At 65.1% G+C, this 19,256-nt stretch carries 15 protein-coding genes; 12 read left to right on the top strand and 3 right to left on the bottom strand.

The window, feature by feature from the left end:
- Positions 1-3 precede the first annotated feature (3 nt).
- Complete coding sequence (gene kdpC / locus GAK28_RS09230) at positions 4-597, bottom strand: potassium-transporting ATPase subunit KdpC (RefSeq protein WP_291777518.1); 594 nt, start codon at positions 595-597, stop codon at positions 4-6.
- A gap of 9 nt (positions 598-606) precedes the next feature.
- A complete protein-coding gene (kdpA, locus tag GAK28_RS09225; protein WP_291777515.1) occupies positions 607-2,310 on the bottom strand; it encodes a potassium-transporting ATPase subunit KdpA in 1,704 nt (567 codons plus the stop codon).
- Between kdpA and GAK28_RS09220 the strand changes: the two genes are divergently transcribed.
- From GAK28_RS09220 to GAK28_RS09200, 5 genes are all read left to right on the top strand, one after another.
- Positions 2,309-2,449, top strand: a complete 141-nt coding sequence (locus GAK28_RS09220; RefSeq protein WP_291777512.1) for a hypothetical protein — start codon at positions 2,309-2,311, stop codon at positions 2,447-2,449. The genes kdpA and GAK28_RS09220 overlap by 2 nt on opposite strands.
- A 192-nt stretch (positions 2,450-2,641) precedes the next feature.
- A complete protein-coding gene (locus GAK28_RS09215; protein WP_291777509.1) occupies positions 2,642-2,782 on the top strand; it encodes a hypothetical protein in 141 nt (46 codons plus the stop codon).
- Between the two features lie 17 nt (positions 2,783-2,799).
- Entirely contained in the window at positions 2,800-3,810 is a 1,011-nt protein-coding gene (locus GAK28_RS09210; protein WP_291777507.1) for a GTP-binding protein, read from the top strand.
- 103 nt (positions 3,811-3,913) lie between these two features.
- The gene (locus tag GAK28_RS09205) at positions 3,914-5,986 is read left to right on the top strand and encodes a S46 family peptidase (protein ID WP_291777505.1); all 2,073 of its coding nucleotides are present in this window, start codon (positions 3,914-3,916) and stop codon (positions 5,984-5,986) included.
- A 163-nt stretch (positions 5,987-6,149) separates the two neighbouring features.
- Positions 6,150-7,034, top strand: a complete 885-nt coding sequence (locus tag GAK28_RS09200) for a siderophore-interacting protein (protein WP_291777502.1) — start codon at positions 6,150-6,152, stop codon at positions 7,032-7,034.
- Positions 7,035-7,218: 184 nt separating this feature from the next.
- On the opposite strand, the gene GAK28_RS09195 is transcribed toward GAK28_RS09200, so the two are convergent.
- Entirely contained in the window at positions 7,219-10,128 is a 2,910-nt protein-coding gene (locus GAK28_RS09195) for a TonB-dependent receptor (RefSeq protein WP_291777499.1), read from the bottom strand.
- A 436-nt stretch (positions 10,129-10,564) separates the two neighbouring features.
- Here GAK28_RS09195 and GAK28_RS09190 point away from each other — a divergent pair, with 436 nt between their 5' ends.
- The 7 genes from GAK28_RS09190 (at position 10,565) to GAK28_RS09160 (ending at position 19,250) form a co-directional block, all read left to right on the top strand.
- Complete coding sequence (locus GAK28_RS09190; RefSeq protein ID WP_291777496.1) at positions 10,565-10,735, top strand: hypothetical protein; 171 nt, start codon at positions 10,565-10,567, stop codon at positions 10,733-10,735.
- Between the two features lie 207 nt (positions 10,736-10,942).
- The gene (locus tag GAK28_RS09185) at positions 10,943-13,711 is read left to right on the top strand and encodes a TonB-dependent receptor (protein WP_291777493.1); all 2,769 of its coding nucleotides are present in this window, start codon (positions 10,943-10,945) and stop codon (positions 13,709-13,711) included.
- A gap of 2 nt (positions 13,712-13,713) precedes the next feature.
- Positions 13,714-15,288, top strand: a complete 1,575-nt coding sequence (locus GAK28_RS09180; RefSeq protein ID WP_291777491.1) for a beta-galactosidase — start codon at positions 13,714-13,716, stop codon at positions 15,286-15,288.
- On the top strand, positions 15,289-15,588 hold the full coding sequence (locus GAK28_RS09175; protein ID WP_291777489.1) for a hypothetical protein: 300 nt from the start codon (positions 15,289-15,291) through the stop codon (positions 15,586-15,588).
- Complete coding sequence (locus GAK28_RS09170) at positions 15,585-16,937, top strand: APC family permease (protein ID WP_291777487.1); 1,353 nt, start codon at positions 15,585-15,587, stop codon at positions 16,935-16,937. The genes GAK28_RS09175 and GAK28_RS09170 overlap by 4 nt, the downstream gene beginning before the upstream one ends.
- A complete protein-coding gene (locus GAK28_RS09165; RefSeq protein ID WP_291777485.1) occupies positions 16,934-17,863 on the top strand; it encodes a carbohydrate kinase family protein in 930 nt (309 codons plus the stop codon). Before GAK28_RS09170 ends, GAK28_RS09165 begins: the two co-directional genes overlap by 4 nt.
- On the top strand, positions 17,853-19,250 hold the full coding sequence (locus GAK28_RS09160) for a 6-phospho-beta-glucosidase (RefSeq protein WP_291777548.1): 1,398 nt from the start codon (positions 17,853-17,855) through the stop codon (positions 19,248-19,250). Before GAK28_RS09165 ends, GAK28_RS09160 begins: the two co-directional genes overlap by 11 nt.
- Positions 19,251-19,256: the final 6 nt, after the last annotated feature.

Raw genomic sequence — 19,256 nt, 5'->3', positions numbered from 1 at the left:
GGATCACGGCTTGCCCGCCGACGCCGAAGCGTCGAGGGCGAGGTTGAGGGCGAGGACATTGACGCGCGGCTCGCCGAGCAAGCCGAGCTGGCGGCCTTGTGCCTGCGCATCGATGAGGGCGACGACGCGCGGCAGGGGCAGGTGGCGGGACGTGGCGACACGCTGGGCCTGGGCATGCGCGTTGGCGAGCGTGATGTCGGGATCGAGCCCCGACGCCGACGCCGTCACGGCGTCCACGGGGACCGGCGCGCCAGCCAGCAGGCCGTTCTCGTGGCGGTATGCGTCGGCGCGTTGGCGCACGGCGTCGAGCAGCTTGGCGCTGGTCGGCCCCAGGTTGCTCGCACCACTCGACGCCGCGTCGTACGACGTGTTGCCGGTGACGCTGGGACGCGGGTGGAAGTAACCCGGCTGGTGGAAGTCCTGGCCGATCAGGGCGGAGCCGACCGGCGTGTCACCACGCATGACGACGCTGCCGGCGGCCTGGCGCGGAAAGAACGCCTTGGCCAGCGCCGTGCTGGCCAGGGGATAGCCGAGCCCGGTCACCGCCATGAACAGCACGGCGGAGACGAGGACGGGACGAACGAGTGGGGAAGTCATGGCATGGCCTCAGAAGGTTTGGCCGACGAGCATCGCGAGGTGCTCGACGATCGGCCCCAGGGCGAGGGCGGGAAGGAAGGTCAGGCCACCGACGACGAGGATCACGAAGATCAGCAGGCCGGTGAACAGCGGCGTCGCGGTGGGCAGCGTGCCCTGGCTTTCAGGTACGTTGCGCTTGATCGCCAGCGAACCGGCCACGGCGAGCATGGGCAGCAGCGTGAAGTAGCGACCGAACAGCATCGCCAGGCCGATCGTGGTGTTGAAGAACGGCGTGTTGGCGTTGAGGCCGGCGAAGGCGGAACCGTTGTTGGCGGTACCCGAGGTGTAGGCGTAGATCAGCTCGCTGAAACCGTGCGGCCCCATGTTCGCCAGACTGGCTGGTGCGTCGGGCCAGACGGCGGCGAGCGCGGTGAAGCCGAGGATGCAGAACGGATGGGCGAGCACGGCGATCATCACGTACTTGATCTCGCGCGCCTCGATCTTCTTGCCCAGGAACTCGGGCGTGCGGCCGATCATCATGCCGACGAGGAACACCGTGAGGATCGCGTAGGCCACGAGGTTGATGAAGCCGACACCGACGCCGCCGAACACATCGTTGAGCATCATCAGCGACAGCGGCACGAGGCCGCCCAGCGGCGTGAGCGAGTCGTGCATCGCGTCCACCGAGCCCGTGGTGGCGGCCGTGGTCACGGCGACGAAGGCGCTGGTCTGGGCGATGCCGAAACGCGTTTCCTTGCCTTCCATGTTGCCGCCGGCCTGCATGGCGCCGGCCTGCTGGTCGATGCCCATGGTGGCGAAGGCAGGGTTTCCGTGTTGCTCGGCGGTGTACACCACGGACAGGAAACCCACGAACATCACCACGAAGGCGGCAAGGAAGGCCCAGCCTTGGCGGCGACGCGACAGCATACGGCCGAAGGCATAGGTGAGCGCCGAGGGCACGAGGAACATCGCGAGCATGTGCAGCGTGTTCGTCAGTGGCGTGGGGTTCTCGAACGGATGCGCGGCGTTCATGCCGAAGAAGCCACCGCCGTTGGTGCCGATGTGCTTGATCGCCTCCAGGCTCGCGACCGGGCCGGTGACGATGTGCTGCACGGTGCCTTCCAACGTAGTCGCGTCGACGCTGCTGGCCAGCGTCTGCGGCATGCCCTGCCAGACGTACACCAGCGAGAGCAGCAGGCAGATCGGCAGCAGCACGCGCCAGGTGACGCGGGTGAAATCCACCCAGTAATTGCCCACGTCGCGGGCTTCGCGCTGGGCGAGGCCACGGATGAAGGCCGCGCAACCGGCGACGCCGGAGGCCACGCTCACCGTCATCAGGAAGGTGATGACCGCCATCTGCGAGAAGTTGGACAGGCTGGATTCGCCCGAATAGGACTGCCAGTTGGTGTTGGTGATGAACGACGCCGCCGTGTTGAAGGCGAGGTCGGGTGTCTGCGATGGGCGCTGCAATGCGTCGAAGGGCAGCAGGGATTGCACGCGCAGCAGCAGGTAGCCGAGCAGCATCATGGCGGCGTTGCTAAGTACCAGGGCGACGCCGTAGCGCTTCCAGTCCATGCCGCTGTCGGCATCGACGCCGAGCAGGCGATAGGTGAGGCGTTCAGGCAGGGCATGCGCCTTGTCCGTCAGCACGTGGGTGAGCCAGCGGCCGGCGACCACCACGAGGGCGGCCATGGCGGCGAGCACGAGGGCGAACTGGACGAGATTGACGGACATGGCTTCAGATCCGATCCAGCGCGACGACGAACAGGGCGGTCACGACGAAGAAGATCGCCGCCACCGCGAGAAAGACGATGTCGTTCATAACATCCCCGATAAGAGCGGTCAGAACCGCTCGGGCTTGATCAGCGCGTAGCCCAGGTAGGCGAACAGCGCGACGAGAAGAAGACCGCCGAGCCAGCTCATGGCGCGGCGGTCGCGGTGGATGGGAAGCGCATGGAGGTACTCCGCTGTGAGGATGCGAGCAGCGTAGGAGTCGCCCCTTCAAGACGGTACGCAGATGCGCGACCGGCGTATAAAGGCCGTATCAAGATCGCGAGGACAGGCCATGCCGACCACTGACGAACCGTGCCCCATCTGCCAGGGACTGGGCGTGGTGACCTATGTCGACGAGGAAGTCTGCTGCCAGGTCAGCATCCCGTGCTGGGCCTGTTCGGAACCCGACGATCAGGCGAATGCGCAATCGTAATAATGTAACATCGGGCCATGAACCCCGAAGGCTCCCTCACCCCCGGCACCGTACGCATTCCCCCCTCGCTCGACGACCGCGTGCCCGTCTTCGTGCTCACCGGCTTCCTGGGCAGTGGCAAGACGACCCTGCTCAATCGCGTGCTCGCGCGCGAGGACGATCCCGCGACGCTGGTCGTGGTCAACGAATTCGGCGATGTCGGGCTCGATCACGCCCTGATGGTGCATGCCCACGACGATGGCGTGGTGGAGCTGGCCGGCGGCTGTGTCTGCTGTTCGCTCAACGGCGATCTCGGGCGGACGCTGGCCGATGCGATCTGGCGGTTCTCCCGCAACGGGCAGCGGCAGTTCGGTAGGGTGGTGGTGGAAACCACGGGGCTGGCGACACCGGGCAGCATTACGCGCACCCTGCATCGCGACCATCGCGTGGCGGCGCATTACCGCCTGGCCGGCGTGGTTACCGTGGTGGACGCGGAGAACGCGCTCGACCTGTGTCTTACCCAGCCAGAGGTGACGAGCCAGGTGGAGGCGGCCGACCGCCTTGTGCTCAGCAAGCGCGACCGCGTGGACGACGGCAAGGCATCCTGCGTCGAAGCATGGGTACGGGAAACCAACCCGTTGGCTTCCCTCGTCGACCCTGTCACCGACGATCCCTTCGCGTTTCGACCCGTGTCCTGGCGCCTGGTCCAGCCAGAACACGAGGCGGAAGGTCGTCATACGACCATGCCGACGCGTTCCATCACGCTCGACACCCCGGTCGACGAAGAAGCCTTCGCCGGCTGGCTCGACTTGTTGCTGGCGACGGCCGGCCCTTCGCTGCTGCGCCTCAAGGGCATCGTCCAGGTGATCGGCGACGACGCCCCGCGCGTCGTGCATGCGGTGCAGGGCGTGGCCTATCCCGCGGAGCGTATGCCAGCGGGCCCGACCGGCACTCGGTTGGTGCTGATCGGCCATGCGCTGGCCCGGCCCGAGGTCGCCGCGCTGTTGGAAGCCGCCACCCTGATCTTTCCGGGGCTCAAGGCCGCCTGAGGCGTACCATGACTTCCCGCAGGCTCCCTGTCTGGACAGTTATGTTACTTAGTAACGTTTCTGGTCGCCATCCCGGCGGCCGCGTTCATGAGGTCAGACGACGATGCGCTACCTGAAGGGAACGGTGTTGGGCGCGCTGCTGGTGGTCGCACCGGCGGCGTTTGCCGACGAAGGCATGTGGACCCTGGACCACCTGCCATTGCAGCAGATGAAGGAGCGCTACGGCTTCGCGCCCGACGCGGCGTGGATCGCCCGCGTGCAGAAGGCGACGGTGCGCCTGGCCGAGGGGTGCTCGGGTTCCTTCGTGTCGCCTGACGGCCTCGTGATGACCAACCACCACTGCGCCAATACCTGCCTGTCGCAGCTGTCGACCAAGGGCAATTACATGGAAAACGGCTTCGCCGCCGCGAAGCGCGAAGACGAGCCCAAGTGCCCGGAGGTAGAACTCAACCAGCTGGACACGCTCACCGATGTCACCGACAAGGTGCTCGGTGCGCTGGCCAAGAAGGACGGCGCCGAGCGGATCAAGGCCGAGCGCGCCGTCGAAAGCGATATCGAGAAGGGCTGCGTGGCCGGCGACGCGAAGGCGTGGCGCTGCGATGTGGTGAAGCTCTACAACGGCGGCCGCTATGCGCTGTACAAGTACCGTCGCTTCCAGGACGTGCGCCTGGTGTTCGCACCGGAACAGTCCATCGCCTTTTTTGGCGGCGACCCGGACAACTTCAATTTTCCGCGCTACGACCTCGACGTGACCTTCTTCCGCGCCTATGTGGACGGCAAGCCGGCGAAGACGCCGGACTACCTGCCGTTCTCGCCGAAGGGGCCCAAAGCGGGGGACATGACCTTCGTGGTGGGCAATCCCGGTTCGACCCAGCGCGCGGTGCCGTGGGTGCAACTGGAGGATATGCGCGATCACAAGCTGGTGCCGTCGGTGGCCTTCATCTCCGAACTGCGCGGCGTGCTGTGGGAATACGGTCGCCGCGGCGACGAGCAGGCCAAGCAGGCGCAGGACCTGCTGTTCGGCCTGGACAACTCGCTGAAGGTCTATCACGGCTGGCTGGACACGCTGACGGACAAGCGTTTCGAGCAATCGAAGCAGCAGGCCGACGCGTCGCTTCGCCAGTGGATCGTTTCGGATGCCGGTCGGCGCGAGTCGTTCGGCGACCCGTGGGCGGATCTTGAAAAGGCCCAGGTGAAAGGGCGTGATCTCCGCGATCGCTTCAACGTGATCGAGAATGGTCGCGGCTTCGATATCGGCGGCCAGTTGTTCATGCAGGCCCGTACGCTGGTGCGCGCGGCGGCCGAGCGTGCCAAGCCCGATGGCGAGCGCCTGCCGGAATATCGCGACGCGAACCTGCCCGCACTGGAACAGCAGGTCGCCTCCACCGCGCCGGTGTATCCGGCGTTCGAGACCACGCTGATGAGCTGGTCGCTGGAGAAGATGCGCCAGACCCTCGGCGCGGACGACCTGTTCGTGAAGCAGGTGCTGGGCACGCGCTCGCCCGCGCAGTTCGCGGACTCGCTGGTCAAGGGCACGAAGCTCGGCGATCCAGCGGCACGCAAGGCGCTGTGGGACGGTGGTGCGAAGGCCATCGCCGCGTCGACCGATCCGATGATCGTGCTTGCGCGGTCGATCGATCCCGAAGCACGCGCCGTGCGCAAGCGTTACGAAGACGAAGTGCTGGCACCGACCTCGAAGGCCGAGGAAGCCATTGCCAAGGCGCGTTTCGCACGTGATGGGACGTCGAACTACCCGGACGCCACGTTCACGCCGCGCCTGAGCTTCGGCAAGGTGGTCGGCTGGAAGGAGAAGGGTAAGGACGTGGCGCCTTTTACGGATTTCGCGGGGGCCTATACCCGCGCGACGGGTGCCGATCCGTTCCGCCTGCCGGATAGCTGGTTGAAGGCGAAGGCGTCGCTGGATCTTTCCACGCCGTTCGACTTCGTTACCGATAACGACATCATCGGCGGCAATTCGGGTAGCCCGGTCATCGATCGCGACGGTCATGCGATCGGCCTGATCTTCGATGGCAACATCCATTCGCTGGGTGGCGACTTCACCTTCGACAGCAGCGTGAATCGTGCCGTCGCCGTGGATTCGGCGGCGTTGCTGGAATCGGTGCGGAAGGTGTATCACCTGCCCGAACTGGCGAAGGAACTCGAAGGCAAGCAGTGACGACATGTCGAGGCGTGCGCCTGGCGCACGCCTCGATTCACCTTGCGCGACTTGCGATCCCCGTTCGAGGGGCGCAGACTTTCCACCCAGCCACGCGCCGCATGCCGGTCGACGCAGCCACTTCCCTGGCGCCCCGATCCGGGTGCGTTTGTCTGGAGTGGTCATGGCTGACAGTTATCGTTTCTTCGACGTGGTGGTGAAGCGCCGCGTCGTGTTGAGTCCTTCGATGGTGCGTTTTGTCTTCACAGGTGAAGACGTCGGCGGGATGACGTTCCCCGGCCCGGACCAGCGCATCAAGATGTTCTTTCCCGAAATAGCGGGGCAAAAGCCCGAAATACCGCGTGGTTCCGACTGGATCGCGCAGTTCCGTGCGCTTGACGACGTGGCGAAGCCCGCCATGCGTACCTATACGATCCGAGCGTTGCGCAGCGGGGAGACGGAGGTCGATATCGACTTCGCCGTGCATGGCAGTATCGGACCCGCATCGCGCTGGGCGCTGGAAGCGGGTGAGGGCGATCCGATGGTGTTGTACGCGCCGACGGAGGCCGCACTGGACGATCCGCGCGGCTATGAGTGGCATCCGCCGGAAGGTGTCGATCGCGTGTTGATCCTGGCCGACGAGAGCGCGCTGCCCGCAGTGGCGTCCATTGTCGACCACATCGCCGCGTCGTCGGCACGACCGCGAATCGACGCCTTGATCGAGGTGCCGACCGAAGCGGATGCGGTGCCGTTGTCGCCGCTGGAAGGCTTGTCGGTGCACTGGCTGCCGCGCGATGGCGGTCAGGATTACGGGCAGCGGTTGCTCGAAGCCTTGCGTGGCATCCCGTTGCCCACCTCCGGGCAGAACGACGCGTTGCCCGACGTGGATGTGGACAACGACATCCTTTGGGAACAGGCCAGCGGTGGCGAAACCACGTTCTACGCCTGGATCGCGGGCGAAGCGGCGGCCGTTCTTGATATTCGCCGCCACCTGGTCAACGAACGCGGCGTGGACCGCAAGGCGATGAACCTGATGGGCTACTGGCGCAAAGGCCGATCGCTGGATTGATCCCGGCCTCTGCTGCTGTTGTAGGAGCGAGCTTGCGCGCGATCCGGCGTTAGCCGGCATGCCGCGAACGGGCCGGCTGCCGCCGGATCGCGCGCAAGCGCGCTCCTACAAGGGCTGGCGTGATGGTCAGACACCCGTTTTTTGTAGGAGCGAGCTTGCTCGCGACCCGGCGGCAGCCGGCCAGTCATAGCTTGTAGTTCACCCCGAACATGATCGTGCGGCCGAAGGTGTCGTATTCCAGCGGCCTGGCGACCTTCACACCGTTCGGCAGGCCGGCGATCTGCTCGGTCTTCACCGGCGTATTGGTCAGGTTGTTCACCTGCAACAGCAGGGACAACCCGTTCCACGGCCCATGCTCGAACGCATAGCCCAGCTGGAAATCCGTCTGCTTGTCGGCCAGTACCTTGGTGTACCCCAACTGGTCGAACAGCGGAATCGTCTCGCCCGTGAACGACGAGCGATAACGCTCGGCGATACGCACCGACCAGCCGTACTTCTCGTAATAGAACGCCAGGTTCGCCACCTTGCGCGACAGGCCGGGCAGGGTGGACGGGCCGCCTGGAATCGAGGACACGGCGCTGACCGGCAGGTTGCTGTTGGTCAGCGAGAAGTTCGCCTGCACGCCGAAGCCATCCAGTGCCCGCGACACGAGAGCACCTTCCAGGGCACCGGACAACTCCAGGCCCTGCATCCGACCACCGGTGCCGTTCTGCGGACGGGTGAACGAACCCCGTGTGCTGGTCGGCACCAGCGACGGCGTGTCGTTGATGTATCCCGAGAAGTCGTAATCGAGCGTCGTCTCGTTATAGATGTAGTTCAGCAGATTCTTGTTGAACACCGCCGCCGCGACATAGCTCGACGTGCCGAAGTATTTTTCCCAGGACAGGTCGGTACCCACGGCGACATACGGCTTCAACTTTGCGTTGCCGCCGCTGCCTGACCAGAGCACCTGTCCGGCGGCGGGGCCTTGCTCGACACGATCCACGCTGGCCGAGCTCGCGACCTTCTCATCGTCGATGCGTCCACGGGCCAGTGTCTTGGCGAAGCCGAAGCGCAGGTACTGCTTATCGGCGATTTCGGCGGAGAGGTTCAGGCTGGGCAGCACCTTGGTGTACTTGGTGCCGGACGAGAGCCGACCCACAAGCGTATCGCCATTGGTCTGCAACGCCTGCGACGACTGGTCGGTACGCACCACCTGCACGCCGACATTGCCGCGCAGGGGCACGTCGCCTAGGTGGGTGTCAATGTTGAACTTCACGTAGGCCACGGGCACGCGTTCGCGCACCGTGTAGTTGCGGCTCCAGTCGCCCTCGCGATTACGGTCGACGAGGTAGAACTTATTGCTGTACAGCGCACGCAACACATCGTAGTTCAGGATCGGCCCGATGCCGGCGTAGCCCAGGTCGGTGATACCGCTGAACGTATCCGGATCGATTGGTGCACCCATGCCCGGCTGGTAGGTGCTGTTCGTGCTGCCGTTGCCCGTCAGGTAGGCAAGCCATACATCCGCCTGCTTGTCCTTCTTCCGCTCGGAGTAGTTCACGCCGATATTGACATCGCTGAAGATCCAGCCGACCGGGTGGCTTACCTCGAAGCGGAAGGCCTTGATGGTGTCGCGCTGGCGGTCCTGCTCTTCGCGACCGTCGTAGCCATAGGCCTTGGGGTCGGTGAACTGGACGATCGAGGGATCGGACAAATCCACGCCCGGGTAGAAACGCGGGAAGTCGTAGCCGATCTTGGTGGCGAAATCCGCCGATGCCGTCTGCTGCCCCGGAAGGCCTGCGAAGAGATAGGCATCGTGCAGACGTCGCTTCGCGCTGGAGTAGGAGAGGTCGGCCGTTACCACCCATCCATTGCCGAAGTCGTACTGGTTGTTCCAGCCCACGGAGAACAGCTTGTCGTGTTCACGGCTGTAGTCGTTCTGAAGCATCGGCAACAGGCCTTCCATGTGGCCGCTGGTGACGATGGGGTAGGGCTGCGACGGCGTGATGCCGAGATTGGAGTAGGCGATATGGTCGTCAGGGCTGCTCGACCACTGCGCACCGTTGAGGTAGGTCTTCTCGTTGAACGTGGAGTAGTACAGGTCGAGCGTGGAATGGTAGTGGTCGTCCGGCGCCCACTCGATCACCGTCATCAGGCCATTGCGCACCTGGTTTTCCGATTTTGCACGGACCTGCATGCCTTCCTGAGCAATCACGTTGTTCGGCAAGCCCACGGTATGCGGCGAGTGCCACACATCCTCGGCACTTCCCGGGCCGTTGTTCATGCCCCACCACCAGGCCTGCGACTGCTTTTCCTGGATGGGCGAATCCAGCTGTGCCAGACCCACGGCCACGCCCAGCGTATGGTCGAAATACTGGTCGATGTACGAGAAGCTCGCACGGTGCCCCATGTCGCCGACGCCGCTGCCATGGTTGAGGTTGCCGTTGCTGGTGGTCTCGCCGCGCAGGTTGGCGGCGATGGCACGCTTGGGCAGGTCCAGCGGACGGATCGTGTGCAGATCGACGGTGCCGGACAGGCCCTGGCCGATGAGGCTGGCGTCGGGCGTCTTGTAGATCGCCGCGCCGCTGATCAATTCGGAAGGGTACTGATCGAAGTCGACGCCGCGGTTTTCACCGATGGTGGCCTGCTCGCGACCATTGAGCGTGGTGCCGGCGAAATCCGGCGAAAGGCCACGGATGGAAATCTGGTTGGCCCGGCCGTCCACGCGCTGGGTAGCGAGGCCGGAGACGCGTGCGAGGCTTTCGGCGATGCTGCTGTCAGGCAGCTTGCCGATGTCCTCGGCGGAAATCGCCTCGATGATGTTGTTGGAGTTCTGCTTGGCCTTCAGCGCATTCTGGATGCTGGCCTGGATGCCCGTGACCACCACCGCGTCGAGGTTGCTTGCGCTGTCCGGATTCGCCGGGCGCCTGTCTTTGGCGGCCTTGTCTTTCGCGGCCTTGTCGTTCGTGGCGGGTTTCTTCGTGTCGGCTTCCGAATCCTGCGCGTTCGCGGTACCGGCCATGGTCAGGCACGCGACGAAGCAGGCGGTGACGAGCGGACGCATACGAAGAACGGGCGCGGTGCCGGACCGCGTCTGATGGCGACGATTCATCGTTATCCCTGCGTTTGATGGACATTGGCCGCGCTCCCCATTGCGTCGGCGGCGGCAGGATGAGGGAGTGACATGCGTCTGTCATCCTGCATCGCAGCAGATTCGTGCGATTCATTCAGCCCGAAGTGGGTTATCGATGTTTTCCACGATTCAAAAGTGTCCGCGGACAGTGTCTCGCGAAGGCCGCGTGAAGGCCGTCGTGGTGTGACATAGGTCGCTTTTCGGCAAGTTAATACGTGCTTGGAAACGTCCATGCTGCTGTGCAGCAAGGAAAAAATACAGCAAAATTGTCCGTTGACCGGTGTATCGGCGCTGCGGTATATCTTTATCCACGCCATGGCTCGTCCCCTCGAATTGGACGTCCATCCGCGTGTTTCTCCGGTCATGCTTGGGGCATGGCCGGTTTTCTAGCAGCCGCGATCCTCGGGACAGCTTCATGCTTCGTGCCCCATCCAATAGCGATATCGCTGGCTGCGCACAGGCGCGGGTTCCGCTCGTGCATGTCATGGCTTGCGGCCTGCCCATTCTCGCTCGCGCCAAGCTGAGCGCCCTGCGCGCCCGCGGCAAGTCCCTGGCCGGCTATTCCCCGCCCACGTCCCTCGTCTGATTTTCCAGTTCATCAACTGATCGGCACGTCCTTGCATCGGACGGCCCCGGACCGCGCAGGTATCGACTGCGTGGCCGGCGAGCCGTATCCGCGCAATCCCGGATCCCGCTGGTCAGTGGAACGCGCAAGCGCGGCGTAGGGGCCGTGTGCGCGTCGATTCGACGACACTTTCGGGGTGAGGGTTTGGCTGTGCGCGATAAGAACGCTATGACGAAGAGGGCGGTGGTGATCGCGGTGTGTACCGCGCTGGGACTGGGCATGCAGGCGCATGCGCAGACGGCGCCGGCACCGGATCCCGCCAAGAAGGACGACCAGCCGGCGCAGAAAGACAAGGCCGTGCAGATGAAGGCCATGAGCGTGGTGGCGAACCGCTACGACGCGACCAACATGCGCATGGATTCCACCAATACGGTGGACGTGCTGTCGGCGGCCGACCTGCAACACACGGCGGTCCACAACGTGGCCGAGGCGCTGGGCCTGATGTCCGGCGTGAACGTGACCACGACCGGTACGGGCTACTTCGGTGGCATCGACGGCGCGGCGCGCGGCGAGGGCATGTTTGCCTCCGTGCGTGGCCTGCCGTCGGAATACAACGTCAACCTGATCAACGGCGCCAACGTCGCCCAGGGCATGCCGTACAGCCGCAGCGTGCAGCTCAGCCTGCTGCCGCCGTCAGGCTTGCAGACGATCGTGCTCAACAAGACCTCCACGGCCGAGATGGACGGCGATGCCATCGGTGGCACCATCGATTTCCGCACCCCCAGCGCCTTCGATTTCAAGAAGGACTTCAGCGGCAGCGTCACGGCCAGCGGCCGCGTTGAAAGCCGCGCGCGCGACTACGGCGACAGCGGCCTGGGTGGCGGCCTGGCCGGCGAATTCCAGACCAAGTTCGGCGACGAAAAGCAGTTCGGCCTCTACGTCAGTGGCTACTACGACTACCGCAACATCGCCAACAGCGAGATCGGTGCGGCGGAAAGCGCATCCAACGACGGCTCCTGGGCCTTCCTGCATGCCACCGCCGACGGCAAGAACGCGCCGGGCTACGATCCGGCGCGCAACCTGACCAGCATCGGCGGCAACGCAGGTATCGCGGCCGGCTTCGAGCGTCGCTACGGCGGCAACGTGTCGTTCGACTGGAACGTGGACCCCACGTTGCGCGCGTACGCGAAGATGACCTACGCCTATGCGCTGACCGACCAGAACACCACGTACACCCAGCTGCTGCCGGGTAACGTCACCTATGTGCCGTCGGGCACGCCGGGCGTGTACACACCGAACATCGGCCGCATCGCCAACCGCTTCTGGTTCGAGACCAACCCGGAACGCGCCGACCTGGCGACCTTCCAGTTCGGCGCGGACAAGACGGCCGGCGGCTGGACCATCTCGCCGAATGTGTTCTGGAGCTTCGGCGACAACGATCGTCCGAACCACGTGGAAATCGACGGTCGCGAGGACAAGTACTCGCAGAACAACTTCGCCTACAACCAGCCCTCGTTGATGGGCTACGGCGGCAGCCACTTCCCGTATCCGCAGCTCACGCCGGGCCTGCTGAACTCGGTGAACAACATCCAGAACATGTATGCGAACGACTACGGCGAGATCACCCGTATCCGTTCGGGCCAGAAGCGCGGTGGCGCCAAGTTGGACCTGCGCTACGACTTCGAAGACGGCCCGGTCCAGGCGATCAAGTTCGGCGTGAAGTACAGCGACAGCTCGCGCAAGTTCAGCAACCGCGACTGGTCGACGGCCGGCATCAACGACGGCACCACCACGCTGGGCGACCTGGGTATCTTCGACGGCTACTACTCGTCGATCTTCCCGGGCAAGTACCCGTGGCGCACCCCGAAGGTGAGCCGTTCGGCGGTGGAGAACCTGATCAACCAGAACCTGGTCGATTCGGACCTGGATACCTGTAGCCAGCTCTACGTCAACAACTTCAACTGCAACACGATGCGCGGCACCGAGGCCGTCACCGCGGCCTATGCCACGGCGACCATCGTGCGCGGCGACGTCGAGATCATCCCGGGCGTGCGCTTCGAGCACACCACGATCCGCAACACCTTCTGGACCACCCCGCAGGACGCCAACGGCAACGAACTGCCGGGCTACTTCAGCAATAACCACACGGTGTACAACGAGCCGCTGGGCAGCCTGTTCGTCAACTACCGGCCCACGTCGAACTCGGTGTATCGCCTCGGCCTGTGGCAGAGCTATACCCGTCCGGCCTTCGTGCAGCTGGGTGGCGGTTCGCAGATCAACGTGTCCAACGGCGTGACCACCATCACCCAGGGCAACCCGAACCTCAACCCGATCAAGGCCACCAACCTCGACCTCGCGGCCGAGTGGACGACCGATCGCGGCGGCTACTTCTCGTTCTCGGGCTTCTACAAGAAACTTCAGGACTACATCTACGACAGCGGCGGCGGCCAGGCCAACCCGAACACCCAGGGTGCCGGCACGGTGTTGATCAAGACGCCGACCAACGGCGGCGACGGCAAGGTGATGGGTCTGGAAATGACCCTGCGCCAGAAGTTCCAGGACCTGCCGACCCCGCTGGACGGCCTGGGCTTCAGCCTCAACGCCACGCGCCAGAACTCCAGCGTGGACCTGGGCCGCCCGGGCTTCGGCAACGAGCGCTTGCAGGCCGCGCCGAAGACGATGGCCAACGCCGAGCTGTTCTACGAGAAGTATGGTTTCTCGTTCAACCTCAGCTACCACTACGTGGGCTCCTACCTGTCCACCTACGACTTCCTCAACCAGGGGCAGCCGTGGGATGACCTGTGGATCCGCCCGACCCGTCGCGTCGACCTGCATGCCGGTTATGCGATGGAGAACGGTCTGCAATTCGACCTGCAGATCTCCAACCTCACCAAGCAGTACTCGTACTGGTCGCATATCGGCAAGAGCAGCCTGGTCAACTCCGACATCGTCGATGCCGGCATGACCACGCTGTTCACCGTCAAGTACTCGTTCTGACCATGCGCCGGCGCGACTTCCTCGTCGTGTCGGTCCTCGCCCCGCTTGCCTTCGCGGGGCGTGGATGGGCGTCGTCGCCATCCTCGGCGGCGCCGTTTCCGATACCCGACGGACGACCCCACGCGTTTTCGTTCGGCCAGCGCCGGTTCCTGCTCGACGGCAAGCCGTTCGATATCCATAGCGGCGAGATGCATCCCGCACGCATCCCGCGCGAGCACTGGCGGCACCGCATCCGCATGGCAAAGGCAATGGGTTTGAACACCATCGCCATCTATGTGATGTGGAACCACCTGGAGCACGAGCCGGGTGTCTTCGACCTGGACAGCGACAATCGCGATTTCGCGGCGTTTGCGCGGCTGTGCCAGGAAGAGGGTGTGTGGGTGTACCTGCGGCCCGGTCCCTATGTCTGCGGCGAATGGACGTTGGGCGGCCTGCCGGCGTGGTTGCTGCGAGATCCCGACGTGCGACTGCGCACACGCGACGATTCGGTCTACATGGCGGCGGTGCGCCGCTACATCGCGACCATCGCCCCGAAGGTGCGACCGTTGATGGCGAAGAACGGCGGCCCGGTGCTGATGATCCAGGTCGAGAACGAATACTCGATGCAGGGCGATGACATCGCCTACCTGACGGACCTGGAAGACATCTGGCGACAGAACGGCGTCGACGGTCCGTTCTCGGTCTCCGATGGCTGGAAGGACCTGCTACGGCGCAAGGCCTATCCGCCTGGCGCGGCGCTGGGACTGGACGGCGCCGAGGTCCCGATTCTGGAGAAAGGCCACCTGTTTGCCCACGAGGCACCGGTCTGGGTCGGCGAAGGGTATCCGGGGTGGCTCACCCATTGGGGCGAACCGGGTTTCGCGTCGAAAGACTATGTCGACACGCTGCGCAGCGTGATGAAGGCGGGCTATTCGTTCAACCTTTACGTTGTCCACGGCGGCACGAATTTCGGCCTCACCGCGGGCTCCAACGCGGAAGATGACGGCTCGCAGTTCCAGCCGGTGGTCACCAGCTACGACTATGGCGCGCCGATCGACGAGACGGGGCAGCCGACGGCCCAATACCACCGCCTGCGCGACGTGATCGCATCGGTCACCGGGCGTAAGCCGTCGGAACTGCCTGCCTCGCCGCCCACGACGACGTTCGCGGAAACCTCGCTCGAACCGTTCGCATCACTGTGGGACAACCTGCCCGCCGCGGTGAACGTGCCGCATCCGGTATCGAACGAAATCCTGTTCGGCCAGGATCAGGGCCTCGTGCTCTGGCGCAAGACGATTCCCGCCGGTGCCGCGCTGACCCTGGAGGCTGCCCGCGACTACGCGGTGGTGTATGTCGATGGCAGGGAGATCGGCGTGGTGTCGCGCGTGGAGCACCCAACGGTGTCATCGAAGACGACGCTGGCCCTGCCGGATGCGACGCATGAAGCGCGTCGCCTCGACATCCTGGTCGACACCTTCGGGCATATCAACTTCGGCCCGCGTGTCGGCGACCACAAGGGCCTGACCGGCCCGGTATCGCTCGACGACAAGGCGCTCGATGGTTTCGAGGCCTGGCCGTTGCCGCTCGACGGTCCGTAGATGGCGCATCTGCGTCCCCTCGACGGCACGCCGACGCGCGGAGGCGTGTTCTTCAAGGGCAACCTCCACGTGGACAGCCCCGGCGATGTCTATGTGGACATGGCCGACTGGGACAAGGGCTATCTCTGGGTCAACGGCCGACTGCTCGGTCGCTACTGGCGCATTGGGCCGCAGCAGCGGCTGTATTGCCCCGGCCCCTGGCTGAAGGCGGGCGACAACGAGGTGATGGTGCTCGACCTGCATCGCCACGTCGCCGGCCGCATCCGCGCCGCCGCGCACCTGCATCGGGAGAACGCATGAGGGACGTCGCGCACACACGCTCCACGCCACCGCGCGCCATTGGGCTGTGGGGCGGGTTGTCGGCCAACGTGCTGAACATGATCGGCATCGGTCCGTTCGTGACCATTCCGCTCGCGTTGTCCGCGCTGGCGGGGCCGTCGGTGTTCATCGGCTGGATCGCGGGCGCATTGCTTTGCCTGTGCGATGGCATGGTCTGGGCGGAGCTGGGTTCCACGATCCCCGAGTCCGGCGGCCCCTACCATTACCTGCGCGAGGCCTATGGACGCGAGCGCATGGGGCGCCTGTTTGGCTTCCTCTACCTGTGGCAGACGCTGCTGACGGCACCGCTCTCCATCGGTTCGGCGGCGGTGGGTTTCGCGCAGTACTTCGGCTACCTCGTGCCGTCGCTGGGCGAGACGGGCAGGGTGGTCGTGGCGGCTGGGCTTTGCCTGGTCAACACGGCGGTGCTCTACCGCAAGGTGGGCGACATCCAGCGCCTGTCGCTGGGCATCACGGTCATCGTGGCCATAGCCTGCGTGTGGATCGTCGGCAGCGGCATCGCGCACTTCGACGCGGCCACGGCGGAACACTTCCTCCATGCCCGCAACGACGACTCGCACGGCTTCTGGCTCGGCCTGGGCGCCGTGGCGCTGATCGCGGTGTACGACTACGGCGGCTACAACAACGTGTGCATGCTGGGTGGTGAAGTACGCAACCCGCGCCGCACGATCCCGCTTGCCGTGCTGCTGTCGATCCCGCTGGTGGCGTTGCTGTACCTCGGCCTCAACCTGTCCATCCTGGGCGTGCTGCCGTGGGAGCAGGCGGCGCATTCGAAGGTGGTGGTGGCCGACTTCATGCAGGCGATCCACGGCTCCACGGGCGGCACGATCGCGGTTTGCCTGATCTTGCTGGCGAGCTGGGGATCCGCGCTGGTCGTGTTGCTGGGCTATTCGCGCGTGCCTTATGCGGCGGCGGTGGACGGCCAGTTCTTCCCGTCGTTCGCGAAACTGCATCCGCGCGATGGCTTTCCCACTGTCTCGCTCGTGGTGGTGGGCGTCGCTTCGGCGGCGGCCTGCTTCCTCTCGCTGGAAAGCCTCATCGCCATGCTGATGGTGGTGCAGATCCTGTTCCAGTACATCGCCCAGTGTTTCGCGGTGGTGGCGCTGCGGCGCCGCCGACCGGACGCCGACGTCTTCCGCATGCCGCTGTACCCGCTGCCGATCGTGATCAGCGTGATCGGCTGGCTCTACCTCGTCGCGACCAGCGGCTGGCGGGCGATGTCCGTCGCCGTGGGCGCGGTGGTCGTCGGCACCCTCATTTTCCTTTGGCAGGCTCGGAGTACGCGGTCATGGCCCTTCCGCAACGAATGACAACATGGGACGTCGCCGTGGTCGGCGAGATCTACGCCGACCATATCTTCGGCGGCTTCGCACGCTGGCCCGCGCCCGGTGAAGAAGTGTTCGCGCAACGCTACATGCGTGAACTCGGCGGTGGCAGCGTCAACACCGCCTGCGGGCTCGCGCGGCTGGGCCGGCGCGTGCACCTGGTGGGCCTGATCGGCGACGCCGACTTCGATTGGTTCGAAGGGCGGCTGTCGGAATATGGCGTCGGCATGGGCGGTATCCGCCTCGGCGCCGAAGGCACGGGCACCACGGTGAGCGTGTCGATGCGCGAAGACCGTTCGTTCTTCAGTTGGCACGGCGCCAATCGCGGCCTGGTCGAGTTGCTGGAGGTGCCGGCCGTGCTCGCCGACCTCATGGCCGCGCGCCATGTGCATTTCGCCATGCCGCTGCCGCGCGCGCTGGCCGCATCGATCCTGCCGCGCCTGCGCCAGGCAGGCTGCACCACGTCGCTGGACGTGGGCTACACGCCGGAATGGCTGACCGACCTGGAAAACCTTCCGACCTGTCGCGAGGTGGACCTGCTGCTGCCGAACCGCAAGGAGGCCGCGCTGATCTGTGGCGAGGACGATCCTGAAGCCTATGCCGCCTGGGCATGGGCGGAAGGCCTTACCCGCGGCGTGCTGAAACTCGGCGACGAGGGCGCGCTGCTGATCGACGGCGAAGGCGTGCGCAGGGTCCCTGCGCCCGGTGTCGACGCCCTGGATACCACCGGCGCAGGCGACGCGTTCGACGCCGGACTCATCGATGCCTTGCTGGACGACGAACCGCTGGATCGTTGCGTCGAGCGCGCCTGTATTGCCGGCGCGCTGTGCACGACCGTCGCGGGTGCGCTGAGCGGGCTACCTGATTCTTCCCAATTGAGGACGTTACGTGAACAAACGTATGTATCGTAAGATCGCATTGATCGGCGGCGGCGGTGTCCGCTCGCCATTGGTGGTGTTCGGTGTCAACGAGGCGGTCGAGGATCTTGGCGCGTCGGAAATGGTGTTGTACGACCCGGACCCGGCCCGCCTGAAGATCATGGTGGACCTGGGCAAGGCGGTGGTCTCGCGTTTCGGCGGCAACCTTCGCCTGCGTGGCGCGACCTCGCTGGAAGACACCATCGAAGGCGCGGATTTCGTGCTCAACAGCATCCGCATCGGCGGCATCGCCGGTCGCGCGGCCGACGAGCGCACGGCGATCGAACACGGATATCCCGGCCAGGAGACCACCGGCCCGGCGGGCATCGCCATGGGTCTGCGGACCATTCCCGTGGCCATCGAGCAGGCGCGCCTGGTGGAACGCCTCGCCCCGGACGCCTGGCTGGTGAACTTCACCAACCCGGCGGGTCTGATCACCCAGGCGGTGAGCGACCATAGCAAGGCGAAGATCGTGGGCATCTGCGATACGCCGACCGAGCTGTTCCACAACATCGCCCGCGCGCTGGGCGAGCCGGCGCACGACGTGGAATGCGATTACGTCGGCCTCAACCACCTGGGCTGGGTGCGTAGCGTCAAGGTGCGTGGCAAGGAGGTGATCGACACCTTGCTCGACGACGACAGCCTGCTTCGCCAGCTCTACCTCGCGCCGCTGTTCGACTTCCACATGATCCGCACGTTGCGGCTCATTCCCACCGAGTACCTGTTCTTCTACTACGAGCGCTCGCGCGCGTTGCAGAACCAGCGCAAGCAGGGCGGCAGCCGTGGCGCCGAGATCCAGCGCCTCAACGACGAACTGCTGACGGCGCTCAAGGGTCGCCTCGACGCGGGCGATGGCGATGCCGCCGTGGACATCTACGCCGCCTACCTCAACCAGCGCTCGGGCTCGTACATGAAGCTGGAAGCCGAGGGCGGTTCGGCCTTCGACCAGGGCGTGAGCCTGCAAGGCGACCCGTTCCGCGTCGCCACCGGCTACCACCGCATCGCCATCGACGTGATGAGCGCGCTTACGGGTGCCAAACCCGCACGCATCGTGGTGAACACGCGCAATCGCGGTGCCATTCCCGACCTTCCCGAGAACGACATCGTGGAGATCGCGTCCGATATCGGCCTGGATTCGATCGTGCCGCGCCCGGTCGCACCGCTGCCCGACGCCGTCAATGGTCTGGTCCGTTCGGTGAAGGCCTATGAGCGCGCGGCGATTCGGTCGGTGCTGCACAACGAGCGTCTGGAAGCCCGCAAGGCGATGCTGATCCATCCCGCCATCGGCGAGTGGACGCCGACGGAGAGCTTGTTGCAGTCGCTGCTGGGTCACGCCGACGACGATGGCGAATGCCTCTGCCACGGACCGACGCACCGTTGAACAGGC

Source organism: Luteibacter sp., from assembly GCF_009912395.1.
GTDB lineage: Bacteria > Pseudomonadota > Gammaproteobacteria > Xanthomonadales > Rhodanobacteraceae > Luteibacter.
The sequence above is the reverse complement of the archived record's forward strand: the minus strand, read 5'-3'. Positions and strand labels throughout refer to the sequence as shown.

Excerpts from the sequence above, each read along its gene's own strand:
- GAK28_RS09160 (WP_291777548.1), top strand. The coding sequence starts at position 17,853 with ATGTATCGTAAGATCGCATTGATCGGCGGCGGCGGTGTCCGCTCGCCA.
- GAK28_RS09165 (WP_291777485.1), top strand. The coding sequence starts at position 16,934 with ATGACAACATGGGACGTCGCCGTGGTCGGCGAGATCTACGCCGACCAT.
- GAK28_RS09215 (WP_291777509.1), top strand. The coding sequence starts at position 2,642 with ATGCCGACCACTGACGAACCGTGCCCCATCTGCCAGGGACTGGGCGTG.
- kdpC (WP_291777518.1), bottom strand. The coding sequence starts at position 597 with ATGACTTCCCCACTCGTTCGTCCCGTCCTCGTCTCCGCCGTGCTGTTC.
- GAK28_RS09220 (WP_291777512.1), top strand. The coding sequence starts at position 2,309 with ATGGCTTCAGATCCGATCCAGCGCGACGACGAACAGGGCGGTCACGAC.
- GAK28_RS09195 (WP_291777499.1), bottom strand. The coding sequence starts at position 10,128 with ATGAATCGTCGCCATCAGACGCGGTCCGGCACCGCGCCCGTTCTTCGT.
- GAK28_RS09170 (WP_291777487.1), top strand. The coding sequence starts at position 15,585 with ATGAGGGACGTCGCGCACACACGCTCCACGCCACCGCGCGCCATTGGG.
- GAK28_RS09210 (WP_291777507.1), top strand. The coding sequence starts at position 2,800 with ATGAACCCCGAAGGCTCCCTCACCCCCGGCACCGTACGCATTCCCCCC.
- kdpA (WP_291777515.1), bottom strand. The coding sequence starts at position 2,310 with ATGTCCGTCAATCTCGTCCAGTTCGCCCTCGTGCTCGCCGCCATGGCC.
- GAK28_RS09180 (WP_291777491.1), top strand. The coding sequence starts at position 13,714 with ATGCGCCGGCGCGACTTCCTCGTCGTGTCGGTCCTCGCCCCGCTTGCC.
- GAK28_RS09185 (WP_291777493.1), top strand. The coding sequence starts at position 10,943 with ATGACGAAGAGGGCGGTGGTGATCGCGGTGTGTACCGCGCTGGGACTG.
- GAK28_RS09205 (WP_291777505.1), top strand. The coding sequence starts at position 3,914 with ATGCGCTACCTGAAGGGAACGGTGTTGGGCGCGCTGCTGGTGGTCGCA.
- GAK28_RS09200 (WP_291777502.1), top strand. The coding sequence starts at position 6,150 with ATGGCTGACAGTTATCGTTTCTTCGACGTGGTGGTGAAGCGCCGCGTC.
- GAK28_RS09190 (WP_291777496.1), top strand. The coding sequence starts at position 10,565 with ATGCTTCGTGCCCCATCCAATAGCGATATCGCTGGCTGCGCACAGGCG.
- GAK28_RS09175 (WP_291777489.1), top strand. The coding sequence starts at position 15,289 with ATGGCGCATCTGCGTCCCCTCGACGGCACGCCGACGCGCGGAGGCGTG.